This window comes from Mesorhizobium sp. LNHC221B00 (assembly GCF_000502935.1).
GTDB lineage: Bacteria > Pseudomonadota > Alphaproteobacteria > Rhizobiales > Rhizobiaceae > Mesorhizobium > Mesorhizobium opportunistum.
The window spans coordinates 1-25770 of sequence record NZ_AYWR01000029.1; the positions used below are offsets into that span (position 1 = coordinate 1).

The window sequence follows — 25770 nt, forward strand, 5'->3', positions numbered from 1 at the left end:
GGTCCGGCAGCTCGGCGTCGGGGTAGGGCTCCAGCCAGGAAAGCTCGGCCGCCGGCCCGGCAGCGGCACGCCCCTCGGTCGGCGGCCGTGCGGGCTCTTCGAGAATGCGATGCGCCGTGGCCCGCGCCTTGATGGCATTGAGGCAGGCGTTGGTCGCGATCGTATAGAGCCAGCCGCGCGGCGAGCCGCGCCCGTCGAATTGCGCGCGGCCGCGCCATGCCTTGAGGAACGTCTCCTGGACGAGATCGTCGGCCTCGTGCAGCGAGCCCATCATCCGGTAGCAATGCAGCTTCAGCTCGCGGCGGTGGGCCATGGTCAGGCGCTCGAAGACCGGCCGATCGAGGATCGGCCGGTCTGTCGGGCCCAACGGCTCAAGCGGACCGGGAGCGTCTGTCATGTCGAGCCTGCCGTGCGGAATTTGCGGGAATTCGCTTGGCATCCTGCGCGCGTCATGCCGCCTCTGCAAGGCCGCTGCCGCTCACCGTGAAGGCGGTGCCTTGCCGCTTGCCGCCGGCGAGCGCGACCACGGCGCGTCCGACGTCGGCCGGTGTCTGCATATCGCTCAGGCTGGCCAGGAAATCCGCCGGGCTGATGCCGAGATAGGCCGAGATGCTGGATATTCCGCGCTCGCCGACGCCGGTGCCGGCCATGATGCGCATCGGCGCCAGCGCCATGAAGCGCAGGCCAAGGCCGAGCCGATCCGCTTCCTTCTGGCTGTGCGCGGCCAGGAACATCTGCATGCACTTGGCGCCGGAATAGCCGCCCGAGTTCGGCGGGCCGCCGCTGAATGCGGCGCCGCTGGAGATCAGCACGACGCGGCAGCCCGGCTTCAGCCCGCCCCGCAGCGCTGCCCTGCAGAACAGGAACGATGCCTTGACGTCCGTCTCCCAATTCGCCGAGAAGTCACTCCAGCTCTGGTCCTGGATGGATGCCGACGCAGCGAAGGCACCGGCCGAGATCACCAGCACGTCCGGCTGCATGGCGGCGAACACCGCGTCGGGCGCGGTGTCCTGCGTGGCGTCGGTCGCAAGCGTCTTGACGCCCGACGCTTCCCAGGAGAGTTCCTTCAGGGCGGCCAGCCCGCGGGCGACGGCGAGGACGGTCGCTCCTTCAACGAGCGCAGCTTCCACGATCGAGCGGCCGACACCCCGGCTGCCTCCGACCACGACGACATTTTGACCTTTCAACGATCCCATGGATCACCTCGCTTCTACCGGCCCGGAGGATTCCGGCGCCTGTAGGTGAAGACAGCGCGGAGGGGTGGGAATCATCGGGGGGACGAAATTTTTTCTGAGAATCCGGTACGCGCCGTCGAGCTCTATGGCGCCCCTCTCTGTCCTGCCGGACATCTCCCCCACGAGGGGGGAGATTGGATGTCATCGGGGCCGTCGCTAATCTTCGACGTTGCAGGAGGAGAGCCGGCGATCGAGCTGCCGATCTCCCCCCAAATGGGGGAGATGTCCGGCAGGACAGAGGGGGGCCACAGGGCGTTGCCTCCGGCCCGTTCGCTCACCCACCCAGCAACGCCAACTCCTCCGCCGTCAAATGCCGTGCCGTAGCCTTGGCAAGGTCGCCCAGTGGTAAGCGGCCGATGGCGATGCGGATGAGGCGCAGAACCTCGATGCCGTGGGCGGCGAGCAGGCGGCGGATGTGGCGGTTGCGGCCTTCGTCGAGCACGATCTCCAGCCAGGCGGTGCGGCCGCCGCTGCGCAGAAGGTCGATCGAATTGGCGGTCAGGATCTCGCCGTCGACAGTGGCGCCGGCACGCAACGTCTCCAGCATCGCCGCGTCGGGCACCGTGGCGACCTGCACGTGATAGGTCTTGGGCAGATGCGAGGCCGGGTCCATCAGCCGGTTGGCGAAGCGCGTGTCGTTGGTCATCAACAGCAGCCCCTCGCTCGCCTTGTCGAGGCGGCCGACCGGCGAGACGAAGGGCAGGTCTAGCCCTTCCAGGCAAGCATAGACGGTGTCGCGCTGTTGCGGATCGTCACGGGTGGTGACCAAGCCGCGCGGCTTGTTGAGCATGACGTAGACCTTACGCTCGGCGATCACCTTTTCACCGTCCACGACGATGCTATCGCGATTCAGGTCGACGCGCGCGGAAGTATCGCGCACCACCCTGCCGCCGACGCGCACGCGGCCCTCCGTGATCAGCAGCTCGGCCTGTGTGCGCGAGCACAGGCCGAGTTTTGAAAGCGCACGGTTGAGGCTGACACCCAACGGTTTACCGGTGGGCGGTTTGGGCAGCTTGCCCGGGTTGGTGGGCTGTGGTGGTCGTCGTGAAGCCATGCTGGTGTGGATCGTCCGTTGTGCCGGACAGATGCCACGGGCAGCGGCGGCTTCGCAAGGTGGCGCGGGTCGAACCGCCTCAGGCGGCTGCCTTCTCGCCGGCGATGCCGTTCAGCACGGCAAGCGCGTCGGCCGGCAGCTCCAGTTCGGCGGCCGCGAGGTTCTCGCGGAGATGGCCGACTGAGGACGTGCCGGGGATGAGCAGGATGTTGGGCGCGCGGCGCAGCAGCCAAGCGAGCGCTACCTGCATGGGGGTCGCACCGAATTTCCTGGCGACATTGGCCAGCGTGTCCGACTGCAGCGGGGTGAAGCCGCCCAAGGGGAAGAACGGCACATAGGCGATGCCGGCAGCGGCTAGCTCATCGATCAGCGCATCATCCTCGCGGTGCGCGATGTTGTACTGGTTCTGCACGCAGACGATGTCGATCATGCTGCGTCCCTGTGCGATCTGGGCCGATGTGACGTTGCTCATGCCGATATGGCGTATCAAGCCTTGACGCTGCAGTTCGGCGAGTGTGTTCAGCTGGGGTTCGAGCGACCCTTCCGCCGGTCCGTGAATGCCATGCATGGAGCGCAGGTTCACGACGTCGAGAATTTCCAGCCCGAGATTGCGCAGATTGTCGTGCACGGCCTGCGTCAGCTCCTGCGGTGACATTGCGGGGATCCACGATGCATCGGCGCCGCGCCGGGCACTGACCTTGGTGACGATGGTGAGGTTGGCCGGGTAGGGGTGCAGCGCCTCGCGGATAATCTGGTTGGTGACGTGCGGGCCGTAGAAATCCGATGTATCGATATGGTCGACGCCGCTGGCGATCGCCTCGCGCAGCACGGCGACTGCCGCATCGCGATCCTTCGGCGGGCCGAAGACGCCGGGTCCGGCCAGTTGCATGGCGCCATAGCCGAGGCGCTTCACGGTGCGGTCGCCGAGCTTGAAGGTTCCGGCCTTGCTGATATCGGTCATGGTCTCATCTCCTTTGGATCGGCCCAATGTAGACAGAGCGCACCTGCACGATAATATGGTGCAATCGGCACAGCCTGTACGGAGAAGCGAACAATGGCGGCGGATCTGGGTGATCTCCAGGCGTTCATGGCGGTGGCGCGCGCCGGCGGATTTCGCGAGGCTGCGAGGGTGAGCGGCGTCAGTGCTTCCAGCCTCTCCGAGACGGTGCGGCGGCTGGAGACCGGGCTTGGCGTCCGGCTCCTCAACCGCAGCACGCGCAGCGTCGCCCCCACCGAGGCCGGCGCGCGCCTGCTGGAGCGGCTAGGCCCGGCGCTGGGCGAAGTCGAGGCGGCGCTCGACGTGGTCAACGGATTTCGCGGCCGCCCGGCCGGCACGCTGCGGCTCAACGTGCCGGTCGTCGCGGCGAAACTGGTGCTGCCGCGCCTGTTGCCGCCTTTCCTTGCGGCCTATCCCGACATCCGCATGGAAGTGACCGCCGAGGACAGTTTCGTCGACATACTGGCCAGCGGCTGCGACGCCGGCATCCGCTATGACGAGCGGCTGGAGCAGGACATGATCGCNCCGATCTCGACATACTGGCCAGCGGCTGCGACGCCGGCATCCGCTATGACGAGCGGCTGGAGCAGGACATGATCGCCGTGCCGATTGGCCCGCGCCGGCAGCGCTTCGCCACCGGCGCCGCTTCGACCTATCTCGATCGTCGCGGCCGGCCCGGCCATCCGCGCGACCTGCTCGCCCACGCCTGCCTGCGCGGACGCTTCGCCAGCGGCCTGACGCCGGCCTGGGAGTTCGAACGCGACGGCGAGGTGGTGAGCGTCGAACCGACCGGCCCGCTTTTGGTCAGCACCGGCACGGCAATGGCCCTTGCGCTCGAGGTGGCGGTCGCCGGCGGCGGCATCGTCTCGCTGTTCGAGGACTGGCTGCGGCCCTATTTCGACGACGGCCGGCTGGAGCCGGTGCTGGAGCCCTGGTGGCAGGAATTTTCCGGCCCGTTCCTCTACTATCCCGGCCGCCGCCTGACGCCGGCGCCGCTGCGGGCGTTCATCGACTTTGTCGGAACGATGCGGTGGGGGTGATCTGGGGATGACGCCCAGAGGCTAAGTGACACCGGCCGAGGCGCGCTCAGGTGCATATTGGTCGAACCGGTGGGCATCGCTGACACATTGCATAAAATTAATAGAAATACCGACTGTTCTGAACGCATCAAGTGTCTTGACGGAATTCTATCTTGTAATCTCCATTTTTTCTGTCCAGTATGAAAATACAATTCGTAGTTCAGGCAATTATCTTAGTCTAAATTAGTGTTGTGCGCGGTTTGCGCCGGAACTCGGATTTGGCATGGCGCTCGAAAGGCATGGCGTGCAGGATCAGCCACGGGCCAGCGAATGAAATCATATGCGGCTATCTTCGCGGTCTATGTGCTGGTCGGTGGGATGAGCGGTGTTGTCCTGCCCGGGGCCGCGGCGGCCGAAGATCTTACTTCGACCGCGGGCGCGGTAACCATCGATCACATTTCGTATCTTCTTTTAGATCAAGGCGGGATAGGCGCATATGTAAAGAAGTGCCCAGAATACGACCTGGGGGACGATCGGACCCATTGTCTTGAAATACACCGGGAAATGATAGCGATTCTCGAAAAACTCAGCGTCAGCCGGCAGGTGGACGCTCGTGATTTTGTCCAGAGATACTTCACCGGGTATTTCGATAGACTTCTGTATTGCCTCAAGACGACATGCGACGGGTTCTTTGTCTTGAAAGGGTATGCGGGCGACGACATGGCCCAGAAATGGGCGCGCATGATTGCTTTCCAGGCGTGTGTGCACGCCGCCCCCGCCACCTGGACGGCCACATCGGAAAAAAGCGAAGCCTTCGTCCCGCGATATCGATTCAGGGATGCGTCGAAGGGGCTGATCCCTGATTGCGACGCATCCCTTCTATCGGAAGCGGATTTGGCTATCCTCAGTATGTTCAATCTTAGCGGACAGTATTGATGGCAGATTATGTTATGCCCGAGCGCGGCAAGACACAAAGGGTCGAGCAGGCCGTCACCCAGCTCTCCGAAACCCGCACCTCGCTTGCCACGTGGAGGAGCAAGCCCTCGCGGCTGAAGCCATCCTGCGCCGCACCACAGTGGAATCTCCGTCTCGGCCGATCGGTTGATGGATGAGAAACAGCGCAGCTTGATGTCGGCGTAAAATCGAAAGCGACGATTTGTTCGCAGACCACAGGTCCAATGCCCACCGTAACACTTTGTTGTCATTGAGGGCCTATCGAAGAGGCGGTACGGCGAAAGCCTGGTGACAGGAAAGGCGCGCAATGGGTTCGCCCTGGTCCGAATTGCTGGCCAATCTCGCGATCGTTGCGATGTTCGTTTCGGTCTGGATCCACACGCATGTGTGGCTGGACCGCAGGCCGGCCGCGGCGAAGGCCGCGGCTTTCGGCCTCTTGATGGGCACTGGCACCATCATCCTTATGCTGACTCCCATGCAGCTGCAGCCGGGTATCCTGGTCGATCTCAGGGCGACGATGATTGCCGTTGCCGGCTTTTTCGGCGGTCCTATAGCCGGCATCGTCGCCGGCGTCATGGCCGGTGCGTTCCGGACCTTCGAGGGCGGCATCGGCGCCTTTGCCGGCGCGGTGGGGATCGCGGCCACCATGCTGATCGGCGTTGCCGGCAACCTTGCCCTGAAGGGGCGTTCGCCCGGCATGGCCGATATCATGATCCTGGGTGCCGCGACGGCGTGCGGATCGCTGCTTGGCCTCAGCATGCTGCCGCAGTCCGTCATACAGGCGGTCCTGCCGAAGGTGGTTTTCCCCTCGACCCTTCTCATCTTCGTCTCGGTGGCGTTGTCGGGGCTTACGCTCTACCAGGAGCGGCGTCGCATCGAAGCGCTGCAATCCCGGCGCATCTTCAAGGCCGTGGTCGAGACACTGCCCGATTGCCTCAATGTGAAGGATCTCGACGGACGGTTCATCGTCGCCAATCCGGCAACGGCCGAACTGATGCATGCGACGGACGCCAAGGCGCTGATCGGCAAGACCGATTTCGACTTCTACCCACGCGAGACGGCGCAGGGATTCCGCGAGGACGAGCTTGCCGTCCTGGCCGCGGGCGTCTCGTCCACGATCGAACAGCGCCTTCACCATGAGGACGGCACCGATGGCTGGCTGGCGACCTTGAAAGCGCCGTTTCGCGACAAGGCTGGAGCGATCGTCGGCCTGATCACGCACAACCGCGACATCACCGCGCGCAAGCAGCTCGAGAACGAACTGGCGGCGAGCCAGGCGAGGCTCGGAGACGCCCTGACGCACATGGCCGATGGGCTGGTGATGTTCGATCCGGATGGCAGGCTGCTGCTTTGCAACGCCCGCTACCGCTCCATGTTTCCGAAGACGGCCGACATACGGATGCCCGGTGCCGACTACCGCGATATTTTGCGCGCCTCGGCGGCGCGCGGCGAGGCGATCACGCCGCCGGACGCGGTCGAGGACTGGGTCGCCGCCGTCATGGCCTCGCAGAAGCTGGACAGCCACCGCCAGATCCGGCTCGCCGACGGGCGCTGGCTCGATGTGCGGACCCGGCCGACCGGCGATGGCGGAAGCCTCAGCGTGTTTTCCGACATCACCGAGGCCAAGCAGGTCGAAGCCGCGTTGCTGTCGGCCAACGAGAAGCTGAACCTGCTGGCGCATCGCGACGGCCTGACCGAACTCATGACGCGGCGCGCCTTCGACGAGGCGCTGGCGCGCGAGTTCGCACGCTGCAGGCGCAACGCGACGCCGCTCAGCCTGCTTCTCGTCGACGTCGACTGGTTCAAGCGGTTCAACGACCATTATGGCCATCCGGCCGGTGATGATTGCCTGCGCGCCGTCAGCCGCTGCATCGAAGCGGCGGCGCGGCGGCCGGCCGACGCTGCGGCTCGCTACGGTGGCGAGGAGTTCGCACTCATCCTGCCCGAGACCGACGCGCGAGGCGCCTTCGTCATCGCCGAGAACCTCAGGACCAAGGTGCGCGATCTCGGGCTGGCGCATGCCGGCAGCGAAAAGGGCATCGTTACCGTCAGCATCGGGGTCGGCACCTTCGACGCGGGCAGTGCTTCGATCGAGATCGCCGATCTTGTCAGGCGCGCCGACGAGGCGCTCTATGGCGTCAAGGCCGCGGGACGGGACCGGGTGCATGGCTGGCGCCCGCATCTCAGCCAGCCACGCTCGACCGGTTCCCAGCGCAAAGCGTGAGCCTTCCGCCGCGTCATCGTGGCGGGCGATCGCCCAGCTTTTGCCCCGGGAGGCGCCTCGCCAGGTCGCGGATGCGGTCGGCGACCTTGCTGTCGATCGGGTTGTAGACGGTCAGGCTCAGATCCGGCCGGCCGTCGACCGCGAACCCCGAATATTCCAGTTCGATGTCGCCGAGTAACGGGTGCTTCAGGCGCTTTGTCCCGTCGCCATGGCTGAGCACGTCGTTTTCCCGCCACAGGGCGGCAAACTCCGGGCTGGTGCTGCAAAGTTCGTCGACGAGTTCGCGCACCTCGGACACCGCGCCGGCGCGTGCCGCATCGGCCCGGAACGATCCGACCACGAAACGGGCGAGGTTCTCCCGATCGTGCTGCTTTTCGCGGATGGCGGGGCTGCGGAACATGAAGCGCAGGATGTTGCGCTGGCCGGCGGGCAGGGCGCTGTAGTCTGTCAGCACGATCTGCGCGGCGCGGTTCCAGGCAACGACGTCCCACGTGGCGGTCTTGATCAGGGCCGGGCTTGCGTCGAGCGTGTCGATGAGGCGCTGCAGGCGCGGGCTGACGCCCTCGACGCCGTTATAGCGGACCTCGGGCGGACGCCCCAGCCCGAGCATGAAAAGATGCTCGCGCTCGGCCTCGGTCAGCATTAGCCCCTTGGCGATGCGATTCAGCACATCGGCCGAAGGCGCGCCGCCGCGACCCTGTTCCAGCCATGTGTACCAGGTCGGGCTGATGTTGGCGCGCTGGGCAACTTCTTCGCGGCGCAGCCCGGGCGTGCGCCGGCGCCCGGAAAACCCGAACGACGCCGGGTCGAGCCGGGTGCGCCGGTCCTTCAGGAAGGCTGCGAGCGTGCCGGCGGAATTGATGGGCATGGTCGATCCTGTTAGCAATTATAATAGGATAAAGTCACTCCTTTAATGGAATAATAGACCGGCGATACTGCGCGGGCAACTGTGCAGGAGATTTTGCATGCGTATCTTTTTGACCGGCGCGACCGGCTTCATCGGTTCGGCGCTGGTTCCCGAACTCATCGGCGCGGGCCATCAGGTGGTCGGCGTCACCCGCTCCGATGCCGGTGCCGAGGCGCTGGCCGCCGCTGGCGCCGAAGTGCATCGCGGAACCCTCGAGGAGCCCGAGGGGCTGCGCGACGGCGCGGCGAAGGCGGACGCCGTGATCCACACCGCCTTCGACCATGATTTCTCGCGGTTTGTCGAGAATTGCGAAAAGGACAGGCGCGTCATCGCGGCCCTAGGCCAGGCCCTTGCCGGATCCGACCGGCCGCTGGTGATCACCTCAGGGGTCGGCGTGGGCAGCCCGGGACATGGCCAACTGGCGGTCGAGGATGTCTTCAACCCGAGCCATCCCAATCCCCGCATCGCCTCCGAACTCGCCGGCAATGCCTTGCTGGAGGCCGGGATCAACGTGTCGGTGGTGCGCCTGCCGCAGGTCCACAACCCGGTCAAGCAGGGGCTGATCTCGCCGCTAATCGAGATGGCGCGTCAGAAGGGCGTCTCGGCCTATGTCGGCGAGGGCCGCAATCGCTACTCCGCCGGCCATCTGCTCGACGCGGCGCGCCTTTACCGGCTCGCCGTTGAAAAGCGCCAGCCCGGCGCACGCTATCACGCGGTCGGCGAAGAAGGTGTCGAGGTGCGCGCGATCGCCGAGGCGCTTGGCCGGGGCCTCAACCTGCCTGTCGTTTCGATCGCGCCGGAAAAGGCGGCGGAGCATTTCGGCTGGATGGCGATGTTCGCCCCCATGGACCTGCCGGCCTCCAGCGCGCTGACCCAGGCACGGCTCGGCTGGCACCCGACCGGCCCGACGCTGATCGCCGATCTCGACGCGATGCGATACTGAGGAAACGGCTTCAGCCAGGCCTGACGGCGTAGCGCAGGTGGACGAGCCCGTGCACCAGCGCTTCGCAGCTTGTGAGCGACAATTGCATCTTGCCCGCCAGGCCGCCTTCGCCGAACTCGACAAACCCCTGGTTTGCCGCTCGCCCGTCAATGGCAGGGGCAACGAGAAGGCTGAGCTCATCGACAAGCCCGGCCGCGAAGAAGGAACCGTTGATGCCGGCGCCGCCTTCCAGCAATAGCCGGCGGATGCCGAGTTCGCGACCGAGAACCTCGAGCATGGCTGCAAGATCGATGTCGGGCGTTTCCGACACGATGTAGGACACGCCATCGGCGGCGAGTTCGGCGAGATGGCTGTCGGCGACGTCGCGCCCGAGCAGCACCACGACATGGTCGCCGCCGATGTCGGGCTTGGCAAAGTGCAGCTTGCCGGAAGCATCGAGCGCCACGGCATAGGTAGCCGCGTGGCCTTGCGCGAAATGATAGGGCCGGTCGACCTTGCCGGCATTAGCCGGCGGGTGCGCGGCGGCCTTGCTCATCTCGGCCATCGTGATGCGGCCGACGATCCAGGCGTCGCCCGCCATGTCGTTGTGGATGTGCTCGTAGAGGCTCGACCACTCGGCCCGGGTGCCATCGGGGCTGGTGGTGTAGCGGCTCGGATGGAGGCTGCCGTCGAGCGACGCCAGCATGTGGCAGATGATTTGCGGCTTCATGCGGTTCTCCGGAGATGGACTTTGAATGTTCAGACCTTGTTGTTGTGCATGTCGTTCCCCAAAACGCCGTCATTTTGGGAATGCATCAGGCCATTTCAAGCTCCATCACCTTTTCAGCCGCCTTTGCGAGAAACCCGGATCGAGTATAGCCGTGGGCTTCGGCAAAGGCATCGATCCGTTGCAGAACGTCGTCCGGCAGCGTCACGTTGATACGCACTGTTTTCCTGGCCTCGGTCTTCACCGCGACCAGGATTGCAACACCGTCACGGTTATCGGCGTCCGCCATCACAGCCTCCAAACTGGAAGGCTCTGGAATGGCATCACCATCCTCGACCAACCCTTCGATATGCAGGGCCAGCGCCTCTTCAGCCATGGATCGCGCGTCATCCAAATCCTTGCCGGCGGTGATCACGCCGGGGAAATCAGGGAAAGACACACCGAAGTCGCTGCCGGCATCCTTACGGATAAGTCCGATATACTGCTTCATGTCCGTCACCTCAGTTTCAGTCCAGATTGCTTTTCGATGCTGCGCAAAGTGCCTATCGGGATATCGCGCCTTGGGTGAGGCACGGTGACCTCGAGCAACCTCGAACCAGCCCTCAGCTTCCAGCAGTCGGATGGTGTCGGCCTATTGATGTGTATTTATACACATTGAAAGGCCATCTTTCAACAAAGGATGTGAAACCGCGCTCTCGCTCCCCCGGCTCGAGCCACCAAGGAGCAGGATGCCGACAATCCAAAATTCCGACAATTCCGATAATAGCTCAGCCAACTCTGTTATATCGATGTTGCACAAATGGTTGACCCTGGGTTAGCATCCCGATGCTGATGCCGATGGGAGGCAGTTTTTGCAACGGCGATCAGCTGGAGCGGCATGCGTTCTCGGGCGCAAGGAGGATGCTCCAACACTTTGAACCGACGCATGATCCTTCCTGAAACCGGCCCGGTTTCCGGGGCCGTGCGTTCTTGTGGAGGAGGATCAATCATGAACAGACGTGAATTCCTGCTGTCATCCGCGGCTTTCGGCGCCATGATGGTGGCGGCGCCCTCGGTGTTCGCCGAGGACAAGCTGACCATCCTCGGCTCGGTGCCCAGTCTCGGCTTTCCGTTCTTCGTGCACATGCTGAACGAGATCAAGGCGGAAGCCGCCACGCAAGGCGTCAACCTGACCGAGAGCGACGGCCAGAACTCGGCCACCAAGCAGACCGCCGACATCGAGGCGGCACTGGTGCAGAAGGTCAACGCCATCGTCATCTCGCCGCTCGACGTCAACGCACTGGCGCCGGCGATCGAGGAAGCCGTCAAGGCCGGCGTTCCCGTGGTGACGATCGACCGCCGCGTCGACGGCGTCGAGGGCATCCTCGCCCATGTCGGCGCCGACAACGTCAAGGGTGGCGAGGCGGAAGCCAGCGCCATGGTGGCGGCGTTCCCGAATGGCGCCAAGCTGTTCCATCTGCAGGGCCAGCCAGGTGCCGGCCCGGCGATCGACCGCAACAAGGGCGTGCACAACATCCTCGATCCGTTGAAGGACAAGTACCAGATCGTCTTCGAGCAGACCGCCAACTTCGCCCGCGCCGAGGCGCTGTCGGTGACGGAAGCCGGGCTTGCCGCCAACGGCAAGCCCGACGCCATCGTCTGCGCCAATGACGACATGGCGCTCGGCGCGCTCGAGGCGTGCGCGGCGCGCAACTTCACCGACGTCAAGATCTACGGCTTCGACGCGCTTCCGGAAGCGCTGGTCGCTGTGCGCGACGGCAAGCTCGCCGGCACGGTCGAACAGTTCCCGGGCAAGCAATCGCGCACCGCCGTGCAGATCGCGGTCGCCTACGCCAAGGACAAGACCGAGCCGAAGGAGAAGCTGGTGCTCTTGACGCCCATCGTCATAGGCAAGGACAATCTCGACAAGGCCGAGAGGCTGAGCGAGACGAAGTAGGCTCTCAGGCTAGGGTAAGCCGGTGGGACAGCACCCCCCTCTGTCCTGCCGGACATCTCCCCCGCAAGGGGGGAGATCGGCAGTATCGATGTCCGCCTTCTCCTTGCGGCGTTGAAAATTGGCGAAAGCGGAATGGACAGCCGATCTCCCCCCTTGCGGGGGAGATGTCCGGCAGGACAGAGGGGGGTGTTCAAGCGCTGACGTCGAGAGGAACTTTTGTCGAGAGAGCCACCCTTGCCAGCTGAAGCCGCACCACCCGTCCTGCTCGCCGTCCAAGGCGTCACCAAGCATTTTTCCGGGGTCACCGCGTTGAGCGATGTCTCGCTCGACATCCGCCCCGGCGAAATCCTCGGCCTGCTTGGCGAGAACGGCGCCGGCAAATCGACGCTGCTCAAAATCCTGTCGGGTGTCATGCCGCCGTCGAGCGGGCACATCAGTTTCGATGGCGCCGACTACCAGCCGTCGAGCCCGCAGGATGCCAAGCGGCTCGGCATCGTCACCATCTACCAGGAACTCAGCCTGATCCCGACGCTGACGGTGGCGGAAAACATTTTCATTGGCCGCGCGCCTACCGGCGCGCTCGGGCTGGTGAGTTGGAAGCGCATGGAGCGGGATTCCCGCGACATCATCGCCCGCGTCGGCCTTTCCATCGATCCGATGACGCCGGTGTCGGCGCTGTCGGTGGCCGAGCAGCAGCTGGTCGAGATCGCGCGGGCGCTGTCGCTGAAAAGCCGGTTGATCATCATGGACGAGCCGACCTCGGCGCTGACCGAGACCGAGGTGCAGCGGCTGTTGTCGATCATGGACCGGCTGCGCCAGGACAAGGTCGCCATCATGTTCGTCACCCACCGGCTGGAAGAAGCATCCGCCATTTGCGACCGCATGACCGTGCTGCGCGACGGCAGGCTGGCCGGGCATCTCGACCGCCAGGGCGGGCCGATCGCACTGCCAAGGATCATCGAGAAGATGGTCGGCCGCGCGGCCTCCGAGCTCTATGCGCGGCCGGCGCAGCGCGCGGTGGCCGGCGATGTCGTGCTGTCGGTGCGCGGTTTGCGCACCGTGCGCGACCCCGAGGCGCCGCACGCCATCGTGCTCGACGATGTCGACATCGACCTCAAGGCCGGCGAGATCCTTGGCGTTGCCGGCCTTGTCGGCTCCGGCCGTACCGAGCTGGCGCGCGCCATTTTCGGCGCCGACCGGATCGCTGCGGGAACCATCACGCTCGACGGCAGACAAATCGCGCCGGCCTCGCCGGCGGATGCCATCGCGCTCGGTATCGGCCTGGTGCCGGAGGACCGCAAGCACCAGGCGATCTTTGCGGCACTCGGCATCCTGCCGAATTTCTCCGTCGCCTCGCTCGGCCGCTTCAGCAACGGTTTCGGCTTCATGGCCGAGCGGCGTGAGCGCGACGCGCTGTCGGGTTTCAGGAAGATGCTGTCGATCCGCATGGCATCGGCCGAGCAGGCGATCGAGGGCCTGTCGGGCGGCAACCAGCAGAAGGTGATCCTGGCGCGCTGGCTGGCGCGCGATCCGAAAGTGCTGATCGTCGACGAACCGACGCGTGGCGTCGATGTCGGCGCCAAGGCCGAGGTGCACCAGATCCTGGTGCAATTGGCGGCGCGCGGCATCGCGGTGATGATGATCTCGTCCGAATTGCCCGAAGTGCTGGCGGTGTCGGACCGCATCGTCACCATGCGCCGGGGCCGCATCACCGGGCAGATGCCGGGCGTCGAGGCGAATGAGGAAAAACTGATGGAATTGATGGCGCTCGATAAGCAAGGGCAGGACGAGGGGCAGATGCGGGACGAGGGGCGGGCACGATGAGCGTGACGGAACAGAACGAGCGCGGCGGCATCAACTTCGCGCGGCTGCTGATGAGCTTCGGGCCGCTGCTGTTCCTGGCGGCACTCGTGGTCGTCTTCACGGTGCTGAAGCCGAGCTTCATCGACCCGATCAACCTGTTCAACATCACGCGCCAGATCTCGATCACCGGGCTGATCGCGCTCGGCATGACCTTCGTCATCCTCACCGCCGGCATCGATCTCTCGGTCGGCTCGCTGCTCGCCTTTTGCGGCATGGTCGCCGCGGTGGTCGCCAAGGGCGGCACCGCCAACACGCTGTCGCTGTCGACCTCGGGCACGCAAGGGTTTGGCTGGTTTGCCGCCCTGCTCGCCGCCGTCGTGGTGGGCGCGGCCGCCGGCGGCGTGCAGGGCCTGGCCATCACCCGGCTGAAAGTGCCGCCCTTCGTCGTCACGTTGGGCGGGCTGACGGTGTTTCGCGGGCTGACGCTGACCATTTCCAATGGCGGCCCGATATCAGGCTTCGACGCCTCGATCCGCTGGTTCGGCACCGGGCTTATCGGCCCGGTGCCGGTGCCGGCGCTGATCTTCGCGTCGGCCGCGATCCTGTGCCACATCGTGCTGCGCTACACGCGCTACGGCCGCGCCGTCTATGCCGTCGGCGGCAATGCCGAGGCGGCACGGCTGTCCGGCCTGCGCGTCGACCGCATCCTGGTCTCGGTCTATGTCATCGTCGGCTTCTTCGCCGGGCTCGCCGCCTTCGTGCTGTCGGCCAGGCTGAACTCCTCGGAAGCGGTCGCCGGCATCGGCTACGAGCTGACGGTGATCTCGGCCGTCGTCATCGGCGGCACCTCGCTGTTCGGCGGCATCGGCTCGGTCGGCGGCACGGTGGTCGGCGCGGCGCTGATCGGGGTGCTGCAGAACGGGCTGCAGTTCAACAACGTCTCGTCCTACACGCAAAGCATCGTGATCGGGCTGATCCTCATCCTGGCGGTGGCGTTCGACAGGTGGCTGAAGTCGCGGGTGAGGCGGTGAGGAGAGGTTTGCGCCTGGGCCTCTGTCCGGCAGGTCAGAGGGGGGCGTCTCGCCATGCAGTTTGCCAGGAGGCTCCTTCGCATTCCTTGCAATAAAGCCGTCCTTTGCTAGAAAGAATTGGGGCGGGTGGCATCGTGAGAGAACCTCATGTTTGCCGACATCATCGGACCGATCAGCTTGAGTTTTACGCTGCTGCGGCGGTTTTGGCCGCAGCTCGTCGCGCTGGTGCTGGCAGGTGTGCTGGCCGGCGATATCTTGCTGCAACTGGCGGCGAAGGTGGCGCTTGCCAATCATTTCGCCGGGCTCGCCATGCTGACGCTGGTGGCGCTGGCGCAATTGGTGGTGACGGTGGCGATGTTCCACGTGCTGCGGCCGGGCCTGCCCAATGTGCTTGCAGCGCAGCGCAGCGCGGACAAGGCTGCGACCGCCGACAGTCATAACAATGCCGCGGACCGGCGCGGCTCGCGGCTGGTGCGCATGCTCACCATCGCGTTGTTGCCGTTCTTCGCCTACTACGCCGCATGGGGATTCCTTGGCGACATCGTGCGGCAATATTCGCGCGAAACGCTCGACCAGGCCGATTTCGGCCAGAGCGCCAATGTGCTCGACGTGCTCGATTCGGGCTGGCTGCTGGTCTCGGTGGCGGTGTCCTGGCTGATCCGCCGGCTGGCCAAATTCATGCAGGGCAAGACCACGGCCCTCTCATTCTGGCAGATCGTGGTGGTGATCTGCGAGACCAACTGGATCTTCGTCGGCCTCTACGTCATCAGCCGCTGGAAGGACTCGGCGCTGCAATGGCTGATCAGCCGCAATTTCTGGTCGGCCGTGCAGGCGTCGATAGATGGACTGGCGAGCCCGGTGCCGATGGCGACGGCGGCACCCATGGTGCCGGTCGAGATCACCTCGATCGCGCCGTCGACGGTCGCGGTGAACCTGTTCTTCTACATGCTGCTGCCGCTGATCTGGCTGGTCATGGCGGCGCTGATCTATGGCTATGATGTGCGCGACGACGCCGCTCTGATGCGCGTGCACGGCCGGCTGGAGCGGTTCGGCCAGCGCTATGCCGGCTTGCCGAAATTCCTGCGCGACTTCGTCGAGCATTTCGTCAAGGGCTACCGCTCGCGCTACCTGCCGATCGCCAATGGCGTGCGGCTGACGGTGAGTTCGAGCCTGGTGCTTCTGTGCACGCTGGTTGTCGGCTACCGCTTGCTCGACTGGGGTGCTGCGTGGCTGTGGCTGGGCGCGACGCGGCTGATCGGCCCGCACGAGCTCGATGTCTGGCAGATCTTCTCGCGCGGCGTGACGCTGCTGTTCGGCAGTCCGTTCCAGGATTCCTCCACCGGCATCCTGATCGAGCCGCTGCGGATTTGCTTTCTCGCCGCCGTGCTGGAGACGGCGTTTTCGCTGTCGAAGGGGGCGGGGACGGTAAAGGCTGACGCGGCGTAGAAGAGCGTTCTTCTCCCCGTCGCTATACGGGGAGAAGGTGCCGGCAGGCGGATGAGGGGCGGCGCCGACGCGAAAGAATTGAGCTTGGATATGCAAGCCGGCGCTGACAGCGACATTTGGCAAATCAGCCGCTTACCGAAGCGTTGGCGCTGCCCCTCATTGCCCTGCCGGGCATTTCTCCCCGTACAGTGACGGGGAGAAAGTAGCTACTTCGGCGGTCGCTGAAAACGGAGATACCAGGGTCGCTCACTGCTCAGCCCGACGGCGGGGCGGATGGTCTTGATGGCGTCCTCGGGCACGATGAAGATGTCGCCGATAGTGATGACGTCGCCCTCCTTGGCGCCGGAGAAGATCGCCGAGGTGCAGTTCATGACGCCGTCCGGCAGGTTGACGCCCGAGATGAAGTCGGGCAGCCAGCGGCGCCCGGCGGCATCGGTCAGCATCAGCTTGCAGCCCAGCCACTGCTTCTGCAGGTCGGGGTCGCCGATGGTCACGGAGAAGGTGGCGATGACGGCGAAGGCATGGTCGGGCAAGCGGCCGGCCTTGCCGCCGCGCAGGTCGGCCAGCCGCCAGTCGCTGCCGCCGAACGGCGCGAATTGGCCAAAGTCGACATCCTTGGCGACGAGATCCTCGCCGCGCAGCCATGCGCGCGCGCTGTCGTAGCTGGTCTCGGCCAGCGTCAGCGGCAGCAGGACGGCAAGTGCCGCCAGGCTGAGCCGGCGCCATTTTTTCTCGGCCTGCGCGTCGGTGGCGGTGGCTGGCTCCTCATTGGCGGAAACGGCGGTCATGTTCCACCCGGCTGCGCGTCCAGATCGAATTCCGGCACGATGTCGGCCGGCTCACCGTCGGCGCCGGTCTGCACGGCGTCGAGACCGATGCGGGCCTGGGCGTCGAGCGGGCCGAACCGGCGCGAGGCGATCAGCAGCCTGGCGCCGCGGATCTGGTCTGATGGCACTTCGAAGACGAACAGGCCGCGTTTTTCGAGGCCCGGATCGACACCATGCGGCGGCATGTCCTGGCGATAGCCGAGCCGCTCCGTCTGGTGATAGCGCAGCCCGGTCGGGCCTTGCCAGGTGCCGTCGGCGATCGTGGTGGAGGAGCCGGTGGCGGCGAGGTTTGTCGTCACCACCGCCCACAGGCCGCCCGTCGTCAAAAGCCTCTCCTGGCCGAACTGGTTGGTCTTGAGCTTGCGGGCAAAGACGATCTTGTCCAGGCGGACCTCGAAGCTGCGTGCCCGCACCGTGTCGTGCATGGCGCCATCGACCGGGATCGGCGCGGTGAGGTCGGGATAGTGCGGCTTGGAGCCCTGCATGCCATAGCTCAGCGCGACTGTGGCGGCGAGAATCACGAGATTGCCGAGGACGCGGATTCTCATGATCCGCTCCCGGGCGTCTCTGTCGCCGGCACATCGGCGACCGGCAAGGTGACGGTGCCGAGACGATAAGGATTGTACCAGCCAGGCGTGCCGTAGAGATTGTCGCGCGGCTTGAAGATCTCGGCGGTAATGCCGAAGGCGAGCGTTGGTGGGACGGTCGCGTCGCCGGCCAGCGGCCAGACATAGGCCATGCGCTCGGTCATGCCGGGGTGCAGTTCCGGCGTCAGCGTCGCATCACGGGTCAGCGCGATCATCGGCTGAACGTCGGGCAGATCGATCCCGTCCGGCCTGAAGACATCGAAATAGGCCTTGTCGGATTGGGCGGTGCGGTTGGTCATGTCGGCTTCCAGCACCAGCGCCTTCTGGCCGGGCTTCAAGGGCACGCCATGGACCCTGGCATGGCTGACATAGGCGCGCACCGGCTGCACGCGCCAGCGCCCGGCATCGATGGCGGTGTCCGGCGGCAATTGCGGCGGTGCGTGAGCGGGCAGGGCGCCGAAGGCTTCCATCAGGCCGGCGACGAACAGGGCGGCAATGGTTCCCGCGCCGGCCGTTATCCAGGTCTGAACTCTTGAGCGGGCAGTCTTCAACATTCCAAACTATGCACGTAGAACGAACAGCCACCCGCAGGCAATGTAGAAAGAAAAGGCCGCTGATGGAACCCGCAAATGGCTGGTCCAGGCGTGCCTGCCTCAGGCTGCTTCGAGCGCCCACAGACGGTGTGCGTAGCGGCGGAAGAAGCGCGCCACGAGCCGCTGCTGCCTGGCCCGGACCAGATCGGGCAGGCGACGCTCCTGGCGCCAGCGCGGCATGTTGCGCCAGCAGGCGATGAAATGGGCGGTGTCCTCGATGGCTTCTTGCGCCGTCAGCGCAGGGCCGATCGCGGCCAGGAACAGGAGTTCCGCCTGCTTCAGTTCGTCGATGACGGCCTTGCGCCTGAAATGGTCGTGGCGGGCGTGAGCGATGCCGTTGCGGCGGATCGCCTCGAAGGCTTGGAGCAAAGCGGGGCTGTCGCCGGTGTAACCGCAGGCGCGGGCGAAATCGGCGTCATCCATCATGGCTCCCCGGTCTGGCGCGGCGATCGCCGGCCGACTCACATTTGTGAGTGAATATAAGCATAACTCAAAAATACGGAGAAGAGAAACTTTTGGGAAAGTCTTGAAAGTGCGACTCGACTCTCCGTGCAAAACGCGGGAATATAAGAACAAATCACGAACAAAAGGCGAGGAGGGGCGATGGCGCTGCCGGGCAGGGAAGCAGTAATGGCGCAGGTCGCCTCGATCTCCGTCGAGTGCGCCGATTGCGGCCGCAACAGGTGGTGGCGGCCCGATCAGCTGAAGCGGTTCGGGGTGAATGGCAAGACGCCGCTGGCTGTACTTTCGGGCCGCATCGTGTGTTCCGCCTGCCGCGCCGACGGGCTGCCGGGTACGGCGGTGTCGATCCAGGCCGCGTTCATCGACGAGCGCCAGCGCGTCCGCAGCGAAGCGCAAATGCTGAGCGACCGCGAGGTGCCGCTGGAGGAATCGAGGCGGGCTTGATGGGGGCGGTGGCGCTGGTTCTTCCTTCTCCCCTTGTGGGAGAAGGTGGATTGGCGCGTAGCGCCAAGACGGATGAGGGGTGTGTTCCAGGGAACGCCGACGTCTCGTCGCTATCGATCTCAAGAATGGTCTAATGGGGTGAAGAGTGCAAGATCTTCTGCGTCTCATTCCGTCACGCACCCCTCATCCGTCTCGGCGCTGGCGCGCCGATCCTCCTTCTCCCACAAGGGGAGAAGGAAAGGGCGCTCCTCTAATACCCCAGCAGTTCCTTCAGCGGGATAACCCGCCAGACGTGTTTGATGGCGTAGCGGTTGAAGGTCAGTGTCTTCGGCGGATTGTACTGTTCGACCACCAGTTCGCCCGCGGTGCGCTTGACCAGCTTCTTGATGAAGGCCTTGCCGTTGCGCTCGTTCTCTTCCGGGAAGGTCTCGATCACCACATGGTCGCCAGGGACGGCATCGCGGCCGCCGCAATAGAGCATTTCGCCGGGCTCGTAGCGCGGCACCATGGAATCCGAAAGCACGTGCAGTGCAAACACCTTGCGCAGATGCGCGATACCGGGCGGGCGCTGGACATAGCCGGCAACCTCGCCGTTGAATGTGAAGTCGCCATCGTCGCCGCCAACGGCCGCGCCCAGCAGCTCGATATCCATCGGTCCGGCGGGCAGGGGTGCGGCATCGGTGACGATCTCGGCGTCGGCCACCGGACCGGCATCGTCGAGGAAGACGACCTGCCCTTGGCCAAGCGCTACCGGGTCGATGCGCAGGAAGGCGGCGGTCTTCAACAGGTTCTCGGTCTTGGGCAGATTGCGGCCGGTTTCCCAATTGCCGACGGCGGCGACATCGGTGTCGTTGTGCTCGGCGATGTGGCGCATGACCAGGCCGCGTTGCTTGCGCGCCTGGCGGATCGCCGCCCCGACCTTGATCGACAGTTCCGTTTTTGCCATGGCACCCATGTGAGCGATGAAAGCTGCTCTCGTCTATGAAAGAATGGCTTGCATCTGTTTTTGAGTTATGCTTATATCTGGTCATGCAAAACCTGTCCAGCTTCGATGGCGCGGTAGCGCCGGCCTCTTGCGAGGCGCATCCGGCGGCTGAAGTCGCCAGCCATTCCCTTCCGCTCCGGCCGTCCTCCTCCCCGGCCGGAGCGAAGCCCGAGGCTCCGTGCTTGACTGCACCAGCCTCGGGTCCGGTCCGCCCTTCAGCGGCGACCGGAACGGCCGGAGCCGCCGCTCCCCTCGGCTCCGGCCCCCAATTCGACGCGTGTGTCTTGCCCGGGCGATCCTGCATCCGCACGCAGGACGGCACCGTCATCCTGCTGGAGCCCGCAACGGGCAGGGCGGTGTCCGCCTCCGATAGAAAGACGGCCGAGGCGCGGCTTGCGCGCCTCGCCGGGCAATCGATCCGCTCCGGCTGATCGCCGGCGAGAAGCCGGCGCTCGCATCGAACACCCTGACCGCGGCCCAGACCGGGCCCGAACCCGACGCCTGGACAGCGGCGCGCTTTGAAGCGTGGCCGAAGGCGAACCTTTGGATGGAGCCTGGAAATGGCAAGCTATACAGACGCCGAACTGCAGGAGATCGCCCGCTGGCTAAAGGAGGGGCTTTCGGCCTCGAGGATCGCCGCCGCGTTCAGTGCGCTGCGCGGCAGCCCGGTTTCGCGCAACGCCATCATCGGCATCGTCCACCGCAACGCCATGCTGGGTGCGGTCGGCTTTGCCAACCGCGGGGGACCGCCGGCCAGCGTCAAGCGGGTTGCGGTGAAGAGCAGGCGACAAGACCGAACGCGGGCAAAGAGCAGGGCCAACGGCAAGGTTGCCGCTGAAAAATTGCCCGACGCACAAATTGCCGGGGGCGGCGCCACTCGCAAAATCCAGACCAGGCCTGATCCTTCGCCGGCCTGGCTGCCGACGCGTCGGTTGGTGCGCGAGGTGGGTGTGCTGATCGCCGATGGCGAGGCCTATCGCCTGGAGGTGCCGGCGCCGCAGCGCGCACCCATCGGCCGGCAGCCGCATGGCGTGGCGATGCGGTTCATCGACTGCCTGTTTTCCCGCTGCCGCGCGCCGCTGGACATGGCGCTGCAGGAAGACCCCGAGAAGGATGCGCCGGGCGGCCGGCCGGGCGCCGACATGCTGTGCTGCGGCATGCGCACCAAGGCGCTGAAAAGCTATTGCAGCTATCACCAGGCGCGATTCCAGCGACGGGTTGCCGGGTAACGCCGGGATGAGTGAATGGACGCTAACGCAAATCGTGCAGGTATCCGCCAGCCGGCGAATTCTGAGGATTTCAAATGAAACAGGCCCGGCACGAACGAACTCTCGCGGCCCTATTTCGGCATCTGCCGTCCCTGCTTGGGCAGGCGGCTTTGCGCTGTCCGGGCCTCGAGCGTCATCGCCGGACCGTTGTCTCCAACCAAAATGCCGGCGACACGGGCAAAGCCGGTGAACACTTTTATCGCATCGGATTCCGAGATCTGCGCGGCAATGGCCGCGCTGCAGGCGTTGAGCGCGCTGCGGTAGACGTGGCCGCGCCGCTCGATCGGCCAGCGTTGCAGGAAATCGGCGGCGTCGGCCACGTTGTCGATCTCCTCGACATGGCCGTCCAGGCATACTTTAAGCGGCACTCCGGTTTTCATCGTACCCACGGCGTTCACCTTCGGTCGTGCAGTGCGCGCGGCTTTCAAGCCGACGCTCATAAACGCGCGAGACCAGCAGGCGGTTGCATGGCGGTCGGACCTGCCTCACGGGCGGGCGGCGGCGTCCAGCCAGTCATGCGCACGGCTTCTGCGCCTGGCCACCAATATGCCCTGCTGCCCGGCGGCGCGGATGAATGCTTCGAAGGCGGTGCGCGGGCAGCAACTGCCCTCGACCGCCAGCCGCACCAGCCGTGCGGCGTCGAGATAGCCGGGCGAGGTTTTGTCGGGCCATTGCTGCCGAAGCGCCGTCGCGGCATCGGCCACCGAGCCGACCAACATGGTCTTGTTGTCGCAGAAGCGCAGCGTCACGGGCATGAAGGCCGTCATCGGCAATTCTCTCCTTGGAAACGACGCGACACAACGTGCGGGCTGGAGGCTGGTTCCATCAAACCCGACCATGAGCGCGGCGCGGAGGCGGGCATCAGCGAACGGCCGTTCATGCCGCTCCCCGTCTCCGATTTCGTCGGCGACACGATGTCCTTCTCCACCGCACGAACGGTGGCGAGGCGCGGGGCGCAAGCGCTCGCGAAGCTGGCGGGATGATCATCCCGCCAGCCTCTCCAACCACCCCAAGAACCCCAAGGACCCAACCAATGCCCAAGAAAGCCAAAACCGCCAAACCGCAGGCGCCGAAACTGCCGAAGGGCGAGGCCGAGCAGGTGCGTATCCGCCGCGAGGTCGGCCATGATTTCGCGCTAAGGGATGACGCCTTCGGCCGCAAGCGGCTGAACGCCGGAACGCACGAGGCACGGCGCGTCTACGAGGTGTCGAATGACGGTTTCACCTCCACCGGCGGCATCGTGCGGGTGCGCAATGTCGATCCGCTTCTGGGTATCACCTCGCTGTCGCGCCAGCAGCGCGAGGCCGGCCAGCGTTACCGCGAGGACTTCCAGTGCAGCCAGCAGGCGAGCGTCAAGCCCATGCGCTGGACGGAACGCGTCGACGGCGGTCGCCAGGGCGGCGGCATTGCCGACAGCGTGCTGGACGCCGGCCGCGCCAATGCCGCCGCCACAAGGGCGCTCGGCCACTGGGAGGTCGCCGCCGTGGTGCAAAAGGTCTGCTGTGCGGGCGGGTCGGTCAAAAGCCTGGCCGAACAGACCGGCGAGGGCAGGGATGTGGTGACGAAGCTGTTGAAGGTGGGGCTGGATCTGCTGGCGGTGCACTATGGGATGATGATGGGGCGGTGAGGGTGAGATAATGGCGCAAAAACCCGACCGGCAGATGCCGGCCGGGTCAGTTGCAGAAGGTCAGGTCATCGGCAGACGCGGATTTCCTCAACGATCCTGTGGTGGTGGCGCCAGTGTCTGACCAGTTCGATGTGGCAACGGTGGTGCCGATAGTAATAACCCCGGTGGTGCCGGTACGGTCTATAGCCGCTATCGTAGTCGTCGTCGTAGGGGCTATAGACGTAGCGACTGCCATAGCCACCGTAATAATCATTGCCGTAATAATCGTTATAGCCGCCGCCGATGCCGATAAAAACGTGACTGCGCGCATCCGCGGGGGCGATCATCGCCGCCGCCGAAGCAATGGCGATAACCGAGACGAGTAGGAGCTTCTTCATGGCTGCCTCCTTTTCAAGGTTTGCCTAATATAAACTCCCGAGATGCAGCCTCGTTCCGAAAATTCGCCAGCTGTGACGAACCAGGTGTTCACCAGGGAGCCCGATGCAATGGGGCGGTGAGGGGGCGGGGGAGCAAAGGTTTGTCGCGCTTCCAATCCCTTGGAAGACGGCTTCGCTCAAGACGTCAGAAAACGTGTCTTGGCTACCGAGCCCAATCCACGTCGATTTCGGTTGGCTTTGGCGGCCGAAATCGACGCAGCACGACGAGGCCGACTGTGAAGGTTATGATGTGGATCAGGAGGCCAACATGCCTCCAAGGTTTGGCTGCCTCCAGATTCCCATCCGCGTAACGCTCGACCACAGGGGAGAAGGAAAGAGCGTTCTTCCATCTCCCTAAAACAGCGCCTTCTCCAGCGGCCCTTCCAGCGTTTTTGCGAACGCTGTCGCCAGATGGTGCCGGTCGCGGAAGGCGAGTTTGCCGTTGATGAAGACATGGCATTCGGTGGCGCCGCAGAAGCGGTCGGTGAGGTCGACGTAGAGAGTGCCGGGCACGCTTTTCACCACGGCGCGCTCGGCAGCCGCGACGCCGTCATTGGCGGCTTCGGTCCTTGGCGTGTCGCAGCGCGAGGGCGCCTCGCGCCACCACAAGGCGCGGGCCACGCAGGAGTCGGCGAAGCTGTCGCTGATCGGCGTGTCGCGGATGACGGCGGTCTCGACGCCGGCCTGGCTGAAGGCCTGCAAGGTGGAGCGCAGGCCGGCCTGCCAGCGCGCGGTCTCGGCTTCGCGGCTGGCGTCGGGCATGTCGCGGGTCAGATTGCCGAAAGAGAATTCCGAGATCACCACCAAGCGCGGCTTGCGGCGGATGATTTCTCCAATCGCCTGTTCGCGCCAGGCGTCGCATTCGGTGTAGTAGCGCTTCAGCACCGCGTTGAAGGTCGAAAGCCGCGAGGCCCGGCACGACGATTTGAGGTAGGTGACCACTTTGGTGTTGTTGCGTTTGGCCGCCTCTACCAACGGCGTCGACCAGTGGTCGGCATGCGAATCGCCGAACAGCACGATGGTGTGGGCCGCATCGGCTGGGCCGAATGCACAGGGTTTCGGCTTCACCGTGTTGAAATCCAGCAGGCAGCTCTTGTCGAGGGCGCGCGCGGTTGAGGGCTGCTCGGCCGCCTGCTCGATGCCGCGCTGCGCGGGGTCGATGTTGCGGGTGGCCAGATGCGCGTTGGCATAGGCCACCGCCACGCCGGCACCCGTCAGCGCCAGCGCGGGTGCCAACGCCCGGGCGCCGGCCGTCAGCCAGCCGAAACGCCGTCCCGGGTTCTCGATCAGGTGATAGCTGAACACCGACAGCGCCAGCGCCAGCGCGCCGCATCCGAGGCGTTGCGGCGCATTGAGATCCGGCACCAGCATTTGCGCATAGACGATCACCGGCCAGTGCCAGAGATAGAGCGAATAGGAGAGCGCGCCGATCCATTGCAGCGGCGGCAGCGACAGTGCGGCGGCGGGCGCCCGCCAGCCTGTCAGTTCCCGCTCGCCAGCGCCGCTCAGCAGCACCAGCACCGTGCCGGCAACCGGCAACAGAGCGTACCAGCCGGGGAAGGGCAGGTCTTCGCTCAAGCAAAGGTAGGCCGCCGCGATCAGCGCCAGGCCGAGCCAGCCCTGCGCAGCCCGCAGTTGCGGCCGGCACGAGGCCGTCGGCGCCAGCGTTGCCAGGCCGCCCGCGGCGAACTCCCAGGCGCGCAGCGGCGAGAAATAGAAGGCCCAGGCCGGCGAGAGGCTGGTCAGCCACAAGCAAGCGGCGAAAGAGGCGAGGCCGGCCACGCCGATCACCGCCACGGCGGNGTTCGCCGGCCAGGGCGCAGCCAGGCGGCGAGCAGAAGCAGCGTCGGCCAGACGAGGTAGAATTGTTCCTCCACCGACAGCGACCAGAAGTGGATGAAGGGGTTGCTCAAGGCATCGGCGGCGAAATAGTCGAATGACCAGCGCAGCAGCCAAAGATTGATTGCGTAGGCGCTGGCATACATGGCGCCGCGCGAATAGAGCGCCTGTTCCTGCGGCGCCAGGATGAAGTAGCCGACAGCCAGCGTGACCAGGATGACGAACAGGGCGGCGGGCAGAAGGCGCCGGGCGCGGCGGGCATAGAAGCGCCAGAGGTCGAGCCTGCCGGTCTCCGTGATCTCCTGCATCAGATGCGTGGTGATCAGCCAGCCGGAAATGACGAAGAAGATATCGACGCCGGCGAAGCCGCCGGGCAGCGCCGTAAGGCCGAAATGATAGGCAACGACGCCGCCGACGGCGAGCGCGCGCAACCCTTGTATGTCTGGCCGGAACGATGCCGACACGAG

At 65.2% G+C, this 25770-nt stretch carries 26 protein-coding genes and 3 pseudogenes; 12 read left to right on the forward strand and 17 right to left on the reverse strand.

Annotated features, from left to right (window positions below):
- From X741_RS140625 to X741_RS140610, 4 genes are all read right to left on the reverse strand, one after another.
- Positions 1-397 (reverse strand): sigma-70 family RNA polymerase sigma factor (locus X741_RS140625; protein ID WP_032928327.1); only part of this gene is annotated, 397 nt, incomplete at its 3' end.
- A gap of 52 nt (positions 398-449) precedes the next feature.
- Entirely contained in the window at positions 450-1196 is a 747-nt protein-coding gene (locus X741_RS140620) for an SDR family NAD(P)-dependent oxidoreductase (RefSeq protein ID WP_023780209.1), read from the reverse strand.
- 313 nt (positions 1197-1509) lie between these two features.
- Positions 1510-2289, reverse strand: a complete 780-nt coding sequence (locus X741_RS140615; protein ID WP_031250548.1) for a pseudouridine synthase — start codon at positions 2287-2289, stop codon at positions 1510-1512.
- A gap of 79 nt (positions 2290-2368) precedes the next feature.
- Entirely contained in the window at positions 2369-3250 is an 882-nt protein-coding gene (locus X741_RS140610; RefSeq protein ID WP_023780211.1) for an aldo/keto reductase family oxidoreductase, read from the reverse strand.
- Between the two features lie 93 nt (positions 3251-3343).
- Here X741_RS140610 and X741_RS01000000167215 point away from each other — a divergent pair.
- The 3 genes and pseudogenes from X741_RS01000000167215 to X741_RS140600 all read left to right on the forward strand — a co-directional run bounded on the left by X741_RS01000000167215 (position 3344) and on the right by X741_RS140600 (position 7483).
- Positions 3344-4326, forward strand: a pseudogene (locus tag X741_RS01000000167215) (LysR family transcriptional regulator).
- A 309-nt stretch (positions 4327-4635) separates the two neighbouring features.
- Positions 4636-5241: a hypothetical protein gene (locus tag X741_RS140605; RefSeq protein ID WP_023780214.1), complete on the forward strand. Its 606-nt coding sequence runs from the start codon at positions 4636-4638 to the stop codon at positions 5239-5241.
- Positions 5242-5566: 325 nt separating this feature from the next.
- Complete coding sequence (locus X741_RS140600) at positions 5567-7483, forward strand: diguanylate cyclase (RefSeq protein ID WP_023780215.1); 1917 nt, start codon at positions 5567-5569, stop codon at positions 7481-7483.
- A gap of 13 nt (positions 7484-7496) precedes the next feature.
- On the opposite strand, the gene X741_RS140595 is transcribed toward X741_RS140600, so the two are convergent.
- The gene (locus tag X741_RS140595; RefSeq protein WP_023780216.1) at positions 7497-8351 is read right to left on the reverse strand and encodes a helix-turn-helix transcriptional regulator; all 855 of its coding nucleotides are present in this window, start codon (positions 8349-8351) and stop codon (positions 7497-7499) included.
- A gap of 97 nt (positions 8352-8448) precedes the next feature.
- Between X741_RS140595 and X741_RS140590 the strand changes: the two genes are divergently transcribed.
- The gene (locus X741_RS140590; RefSeq protein WP_023780217.1) at positions 8449-9333 is read left to right on the forward strand and encodes an SDR family oxidoreductase; all 885 of its coding nucleotides are present in this window, start codon (positions 8449-8451) and stop codon (positions 9331-9333) included.
- 10 nt (positions 9334-9343) lie between these two features.
- Here the strand turns inward: X741_RS140590 and X741_RS140585 are convergent, their stop codons facing one another.
- The 3 genes and pseudogenes from X741_RS140585 to X741_RS1000000170075 form a co-directional block, all read right to left on the reverse strand.
- Entirely contained in the window at positions 9344-10042 is a 699-nt protein-coding gene (locus X741_RS140585; protein ID WP_023780218.1) for a RibD family protein, read from the reverse strand.
- A gap of 85 nt (positions 10043-10127) precedes the next feature.
- A complete protein-coding gene (locus tag X741_RS140580; protein ID WP_023780219.1) occupies positions 10128-10529 on the reverse strand; it encodes a type II toxin-antitoxin system HicB family antitoxin in 402 nt (133 codons plus the stop codon).
- 5 nt (positions 10530-10534) lie between these two features.
- Positions 10535-10661, reverse strand: a pseudogene (locus tag X741_RS1000000170075) (type II toxin-antitoxin system HicA family toxin).
- 366 nt (positions 10662-11027) lie between these two features.
- Here X741_RS1000000170075 and X741_RS140575 point away from each other — a divergent pair.
- The 4 genes from X741_RS140575 to X741_RS140560 all read left to right on the forward strand — a co-directional run bounded on the left by X741_RS140575 (position 11028) and on the right by X741_RS140560 (position 16255).
- Positions 11028-11975, forward strand: a complete 948-nt coding sequence (locus tag X741_RS140575) for a substrate-binding domain-containing protein (protein ID WP_023767148.1) — start codon at positions 11028-11030, stop codon at positions 11973-11975.
- Between the two features lie 234 nt (positions 11976-12209).
- Entirely contained in the window at positions 12210-13799 is a 1590-nt protein-coding gene (locus tag X741_RS140570) for a sugar ABC transporter ATP-binding protein (protein ID WP_023780220.1), read from the forward strand.
- Complete coding sequence (locus tag X741_RS140565) at positions 13796-14809, forward strand: ABC transporter permease (RefSeq protein ID WP_023780221.1); 1014 nt, start codon at positions 13796-13798, stop codon at positions 14807-14809. Before X741_RS140570 ends, X741_RS140565 begins: the two co-directional genes overlap by 4 nt.
- A gap of 147 nt (positions 14810-14956) precedes the next feature.
- Complete coding sequence (locus X741_RS140560) at positions 14957-16255, forward strand: hypothetical protein (RefSeq protein WP_023780222.1); 1299 nt, start codon at positions 14957-14959, stop codon at positions 16253-16255.
- A gap of 206 nt (positions 16256-16461) precedes the next feature.
- Here X741_RS140560 and X741_RS140555 read toward each other — a convergent pair whose 3' ends face one another.
- From X741_RS140555 to X741_RS140540, 4 genes are all read right to left on the reverse strand, one after another.
- Positions 16462-17043: a hypothetical protein gene (locus X741_RS140555; RefSeq protein ID WP_023780223.1), complete on the reverse strand. Its 582-nt coding sequence runs from the start codon at positions 17041-17043 to the stop codon at positions 16462-16464.
- Positions 17040-17630, reverse strand: coding sequence for a hypothetical protein (locus X741_RS140550; protein WP_023780224.1), 591 nt, complete (start codon positions 17628-17630; stop codon positions 17040-17042). The genes X741_RS140555 and X741_RS140550 overlap by 4 nt, the downstream gene beginning before the upstream one ends.
- Positions 17627-18223 carry a hypothetical protein gene (locus X741_RS140545; RefSeq protein ID WP_023780225.1) on the reverse strand — a complete coding sequence of 199 codons (597 nt, stop codon included), beginning with the start codon at positions 18221-18223 and terminating at the stop codon, positions 17627-17629. Before X741_RS140545 ends, X741_RS140550 begins: the two co-directional genes overlap by 4 nt.
- A 99-nt stretch (positions 18224-18322) precedes the next feature.
- A complete protein-coding gene (locus tag X741_RS140540; RefSeq protein ID WP_031250551.1) occupies positions 18323-18685 on the reverse strand; it encodes a hypothetical protein in 363 nt (120 codons plus the stop codon).
- A 180-nt stretch (positions 18686-18865) separates the two neighbouring features.
- Between X741_RS140540 and X741_RS140535 the strand changes: the two genes are divergently transcribed.
- Positions 18866-19168 (forward strand): hypothetical protein, encoded by a 303-nt coding sequence (locus X741_RS140535; RefSeq protein ID WP_031250553.1) that lies wholly within the window; start codon positions 18866-18868, stop codon positions 19166-19168.
- Between the two features lie 250 nt (positions 19169-19418).
- Here the strand turns inward: X741_RS140535 and X741_RS140530 are convergent, their stop codons facing one another.
- Positions 19419-20123 (reverse strand): helix-turn-helix transcriptional regulator, encoded by a 705-nt coding sequence (locus X741_RS140530; protein ID WP_023780227.1) that lies wholly within the window; start codon positions 20121-20123, stop codon positions 19419-19421.
- Between the two features lie 314 nt (positions 20124-20437).
- Between X741_RS140530 and X741_RS1000000171235 the strand changes: the two genes are divergently transcribed.
- Positions 20438-20584 (forward strand): hypothetical protein, encoded by a 147-nt coding sequence (locus X741_RS1000000171235; protein ID WP_023780228.1) that lies wholly within the window; start codon positions 20438-20440, stop codon positions 20582-20584.
- 129 nt (positions 20585-20713) lie between these two features.
- On the forward strand, positions 20714-21382 hold the full coding sequence (locus tag X741_RS140525) for a GcrA family cell cycle regulator (protein WP_023780229.1): 669 nt from the start codon (positions 20714-20716) through the stop codon (positions 21380-21382).
- A gap of 110 nt (positions 21383-21492) precedes the next feature.
- Here the strand turns inward: X741_RS140525 and X741_RS140520 are convergent, their stop codons facing one another.
- Both X741_RS140520 and X741_RS140515 read right to left on the reverse strand, forming a co-directional pair.
- The gene (locus X741_RS140520; RefSeq protein ID WP_224731716.1) at positions 21493-21849 is read right to left on the reverse strand and encodes a DUF982 domain-containing protein; all 357 of its coding nucleotides are present in this window, start codon (positions 21847-21849) and stop codon (positions 21493-21495) included.
- A 57-nt stretch (positions 21850-21906) separates the two neighbouring features.
- On the reverse strand, positions 21907-22188 hold the full coding sequence (locus X741_RS140515; protein ID WP_023767160.1) for a DUF982 domain-containing protein: 282 nt from the start codon (positions 22186-22188) through the stop codon (positions 21907-21909).
- A gap of 266 nt (positions 22189-22454) precedes the next feature.
- Here X741_RS140515 and X741_RS140510 point away from each other — a divergent pair, with 266 nt between their 5' ends.
- The gene (locus X741_RS140510) at positions 22455-23048 is read left to right on the forward strand and encodes a DUF6456 domain-containing protein (RefSeq protein ID WP_023780230.1); all 594 of its coding nucleotides are present in this window, start codon (positions 22455-22457) and stop codon (positions 23046-23048) included.
- 65 nt (positions 23049-23113) lie between these two features.
- Here the strand turns inward: X741_RS140510 and X741_RS140505 are convergent, their stop codons facing one another.
- Both X741_RS140505 and X741_RS01000000167220 read right to left on the reverse strand, forming a co-directional pair.
- Positions 23114-23425, reverse strand: a complete 312-nt coding sequence (locus X741_RS140505; protein WP_023767162.1) for a hypothetical protein — start codon at positions 23423-23425, stop codon at positions 23114-23116.
- A gap of 393 nt (positions 23426-23818) precedes the next feature.
- A pseudogene (locus X741_RS01000000167220) lies at positions 23819-25767 on the reverse strand (acyltransferase family protein).
- Positions 25768-25770 lie beyond the last annotated feature (3 nt).

What these genes read in the sequence shown, in the direction of transcription:
- X741_RS140575 (WP_023767148.1), top strand. Translation starts at nt 11,028, where the DNA reads ATGAACAGACGTGAATTCCTGCTGTCATCCGCGGCTTTCGGCGCCATG.
- X741_RS140585 (WP_023780218.1), bottom strand. Translation starts at nt 10,042, where the DNA reads ATGAAGCCGCAAATCATCTGCCACATGCTGGCGTCGCTCGACGGCAGC.
- X741_RS140580 (WP_023780219.1), bottom strand. Translation starts at nt 10,529, where the DNA reads ATGAAGCAGTATATCGGACTTATCCGTAAGGATGCCGGCAGCGACTTC.
- X741_RS140610 (WP_023780211.1), bottom strand. Translation starts at nt 3,250, where the DNA reads ATGACCGATATCAGCAAGGCCGGAACCTTCAAGCTCGGCGACCGCACC.
- X741_RS140515 (WP_023767160.1), bottom strand. Translation starts at nt 22,188, where the DNA reads ATGACGGCCTTCATGCCCGTGACGCTGCGCTTCTGCGACAACAAGACC.
- X741_RS140510 (WP_023780230.1), top strand. Translation starts at nt 22,455, where the DNA reads ATGCCCAAGAAAGCCAAAACCGCCAAACCGCAGGCGCCGAAACTGCCG.
- X741_RS140600 (WP_023780215.1), top strand. Translation starts at nt 5,567, where the DNA reads ATGGGTTCGCCCTGGTCCGAATTGCTGGCCAATCTCGCGATCGTTGCG.
- X741_RS140550 (WP_023780224.1), bottom strand. Translation starts at nt 17,630, where the DNA reads ATGAGAATCCGCGTCCTCGGCAATCTCGTGATTCTCGCCGCCACAGTC.
- X741_RS140525 (WP_023780229.1), top strand. Translation starts at nt 20,714, where the DNA reads ATGGCAAGCTATACAGACGCCGAACTGCAGGAGATCGCCCGCTGGCTA.
- X741_RS140560 (WP_023780222.1), top strand. Translation starts at nt 14,957, where the DNA reads ATGTTTGCCGACATCATCGGACCGATCAGCTTGAGTTTTACGCTGCTG.
- X741_RS140540 (WP_031250551.1), bottom strand. Translation starts at nt 18,685, where the DNA reads ATGGATGACGCCGATTTCGCCCGCGCCTGCGGTTACACCGGCGACAGC.
- X741_RS140535 (WP_031250553.1), top strand. Translation starts at nt 18,866, where the DNA reads ATGGCGCTGCCGGGCAGGGAAGCAGTAATGGCGCAGGTCGCCTCGATC.
- X741_RS140505 (WP_023767162.1), bottom strand. Translation starts at nt 23,425, where the DNA reads ATGAAGAAGCTCCTACTCGTCTCGGTTATCGCCATTGCTTCGGCGGCG.
- X741_RS140545 (WP_023780225.1), bottom strand. Translation starts at nt 18,223, where the DNA reads ATGTTGAAGACTGCCCGCTCAAGAGTTCAGACCTGGATAACGGCCGGC.
- X741_RS140530 (WP_023780227.1), bottom strand. Translation starts at nt 20,123, where the DNA reads ATGGGTGCCATGGCAAAAACGGAACTGTCGATCAAGGTCGGGGCGGCG.
- X741_RS140605 (WP_023780214.1), top strand. Translation starts at nt 4,636, where the DNA reads ATGAAATCATATGCGGCTATCTTCGCGGTCTATGTGCTGGTCGGTGGG.
- X741_RS140590 (WP_023780217.1), top strand. Translation starts at nt 8,449, where the DNA reads ATGCGTATCTTTTTGACCGGCGCGACCGGCTTCATCGGTTCGGCGCTG.
- X741_RS140595 (WP_023780216.1), bottom strand. Translation starts at nt 8,351, where the DNA reads ATGCCCATCAATTCCGCCGGCACGCTCGCAGCCTTCCTGAAGGACCGG.
- X741_RS140565 (WP_023780221.1), top strand. Translation starts at nt 13,796, where the DNA reads ATGAGCGTGACGGAACAGAACGAGCGCGGCGGCATCAACTTCGCGCGG.
- X741_RS140555 (WP_023780223.1), bottom strand. Translation starts at nt 17,043, where the DNA reads ATGACCGCCGTTTCCGCCAATGAGGAGCCAGCCACCGCCACCGACGCG.
- X741_RS140615 (WP_031250548.1), bottom strand. Translation starts at nt 2,289, where the DNA reads ATGGCTTCACGACGACCACCACAGCCCACCAACCCGGGCAAGCTGCCC.
- X741_RS140620 (WP_023780209.1), bottom strand. Translation starts at nt 1,196, where the DNA reads ATGGGATCGTTGAAAGGTCAAAATGTCGTCGTGGTCGGAGGCAGCCGG.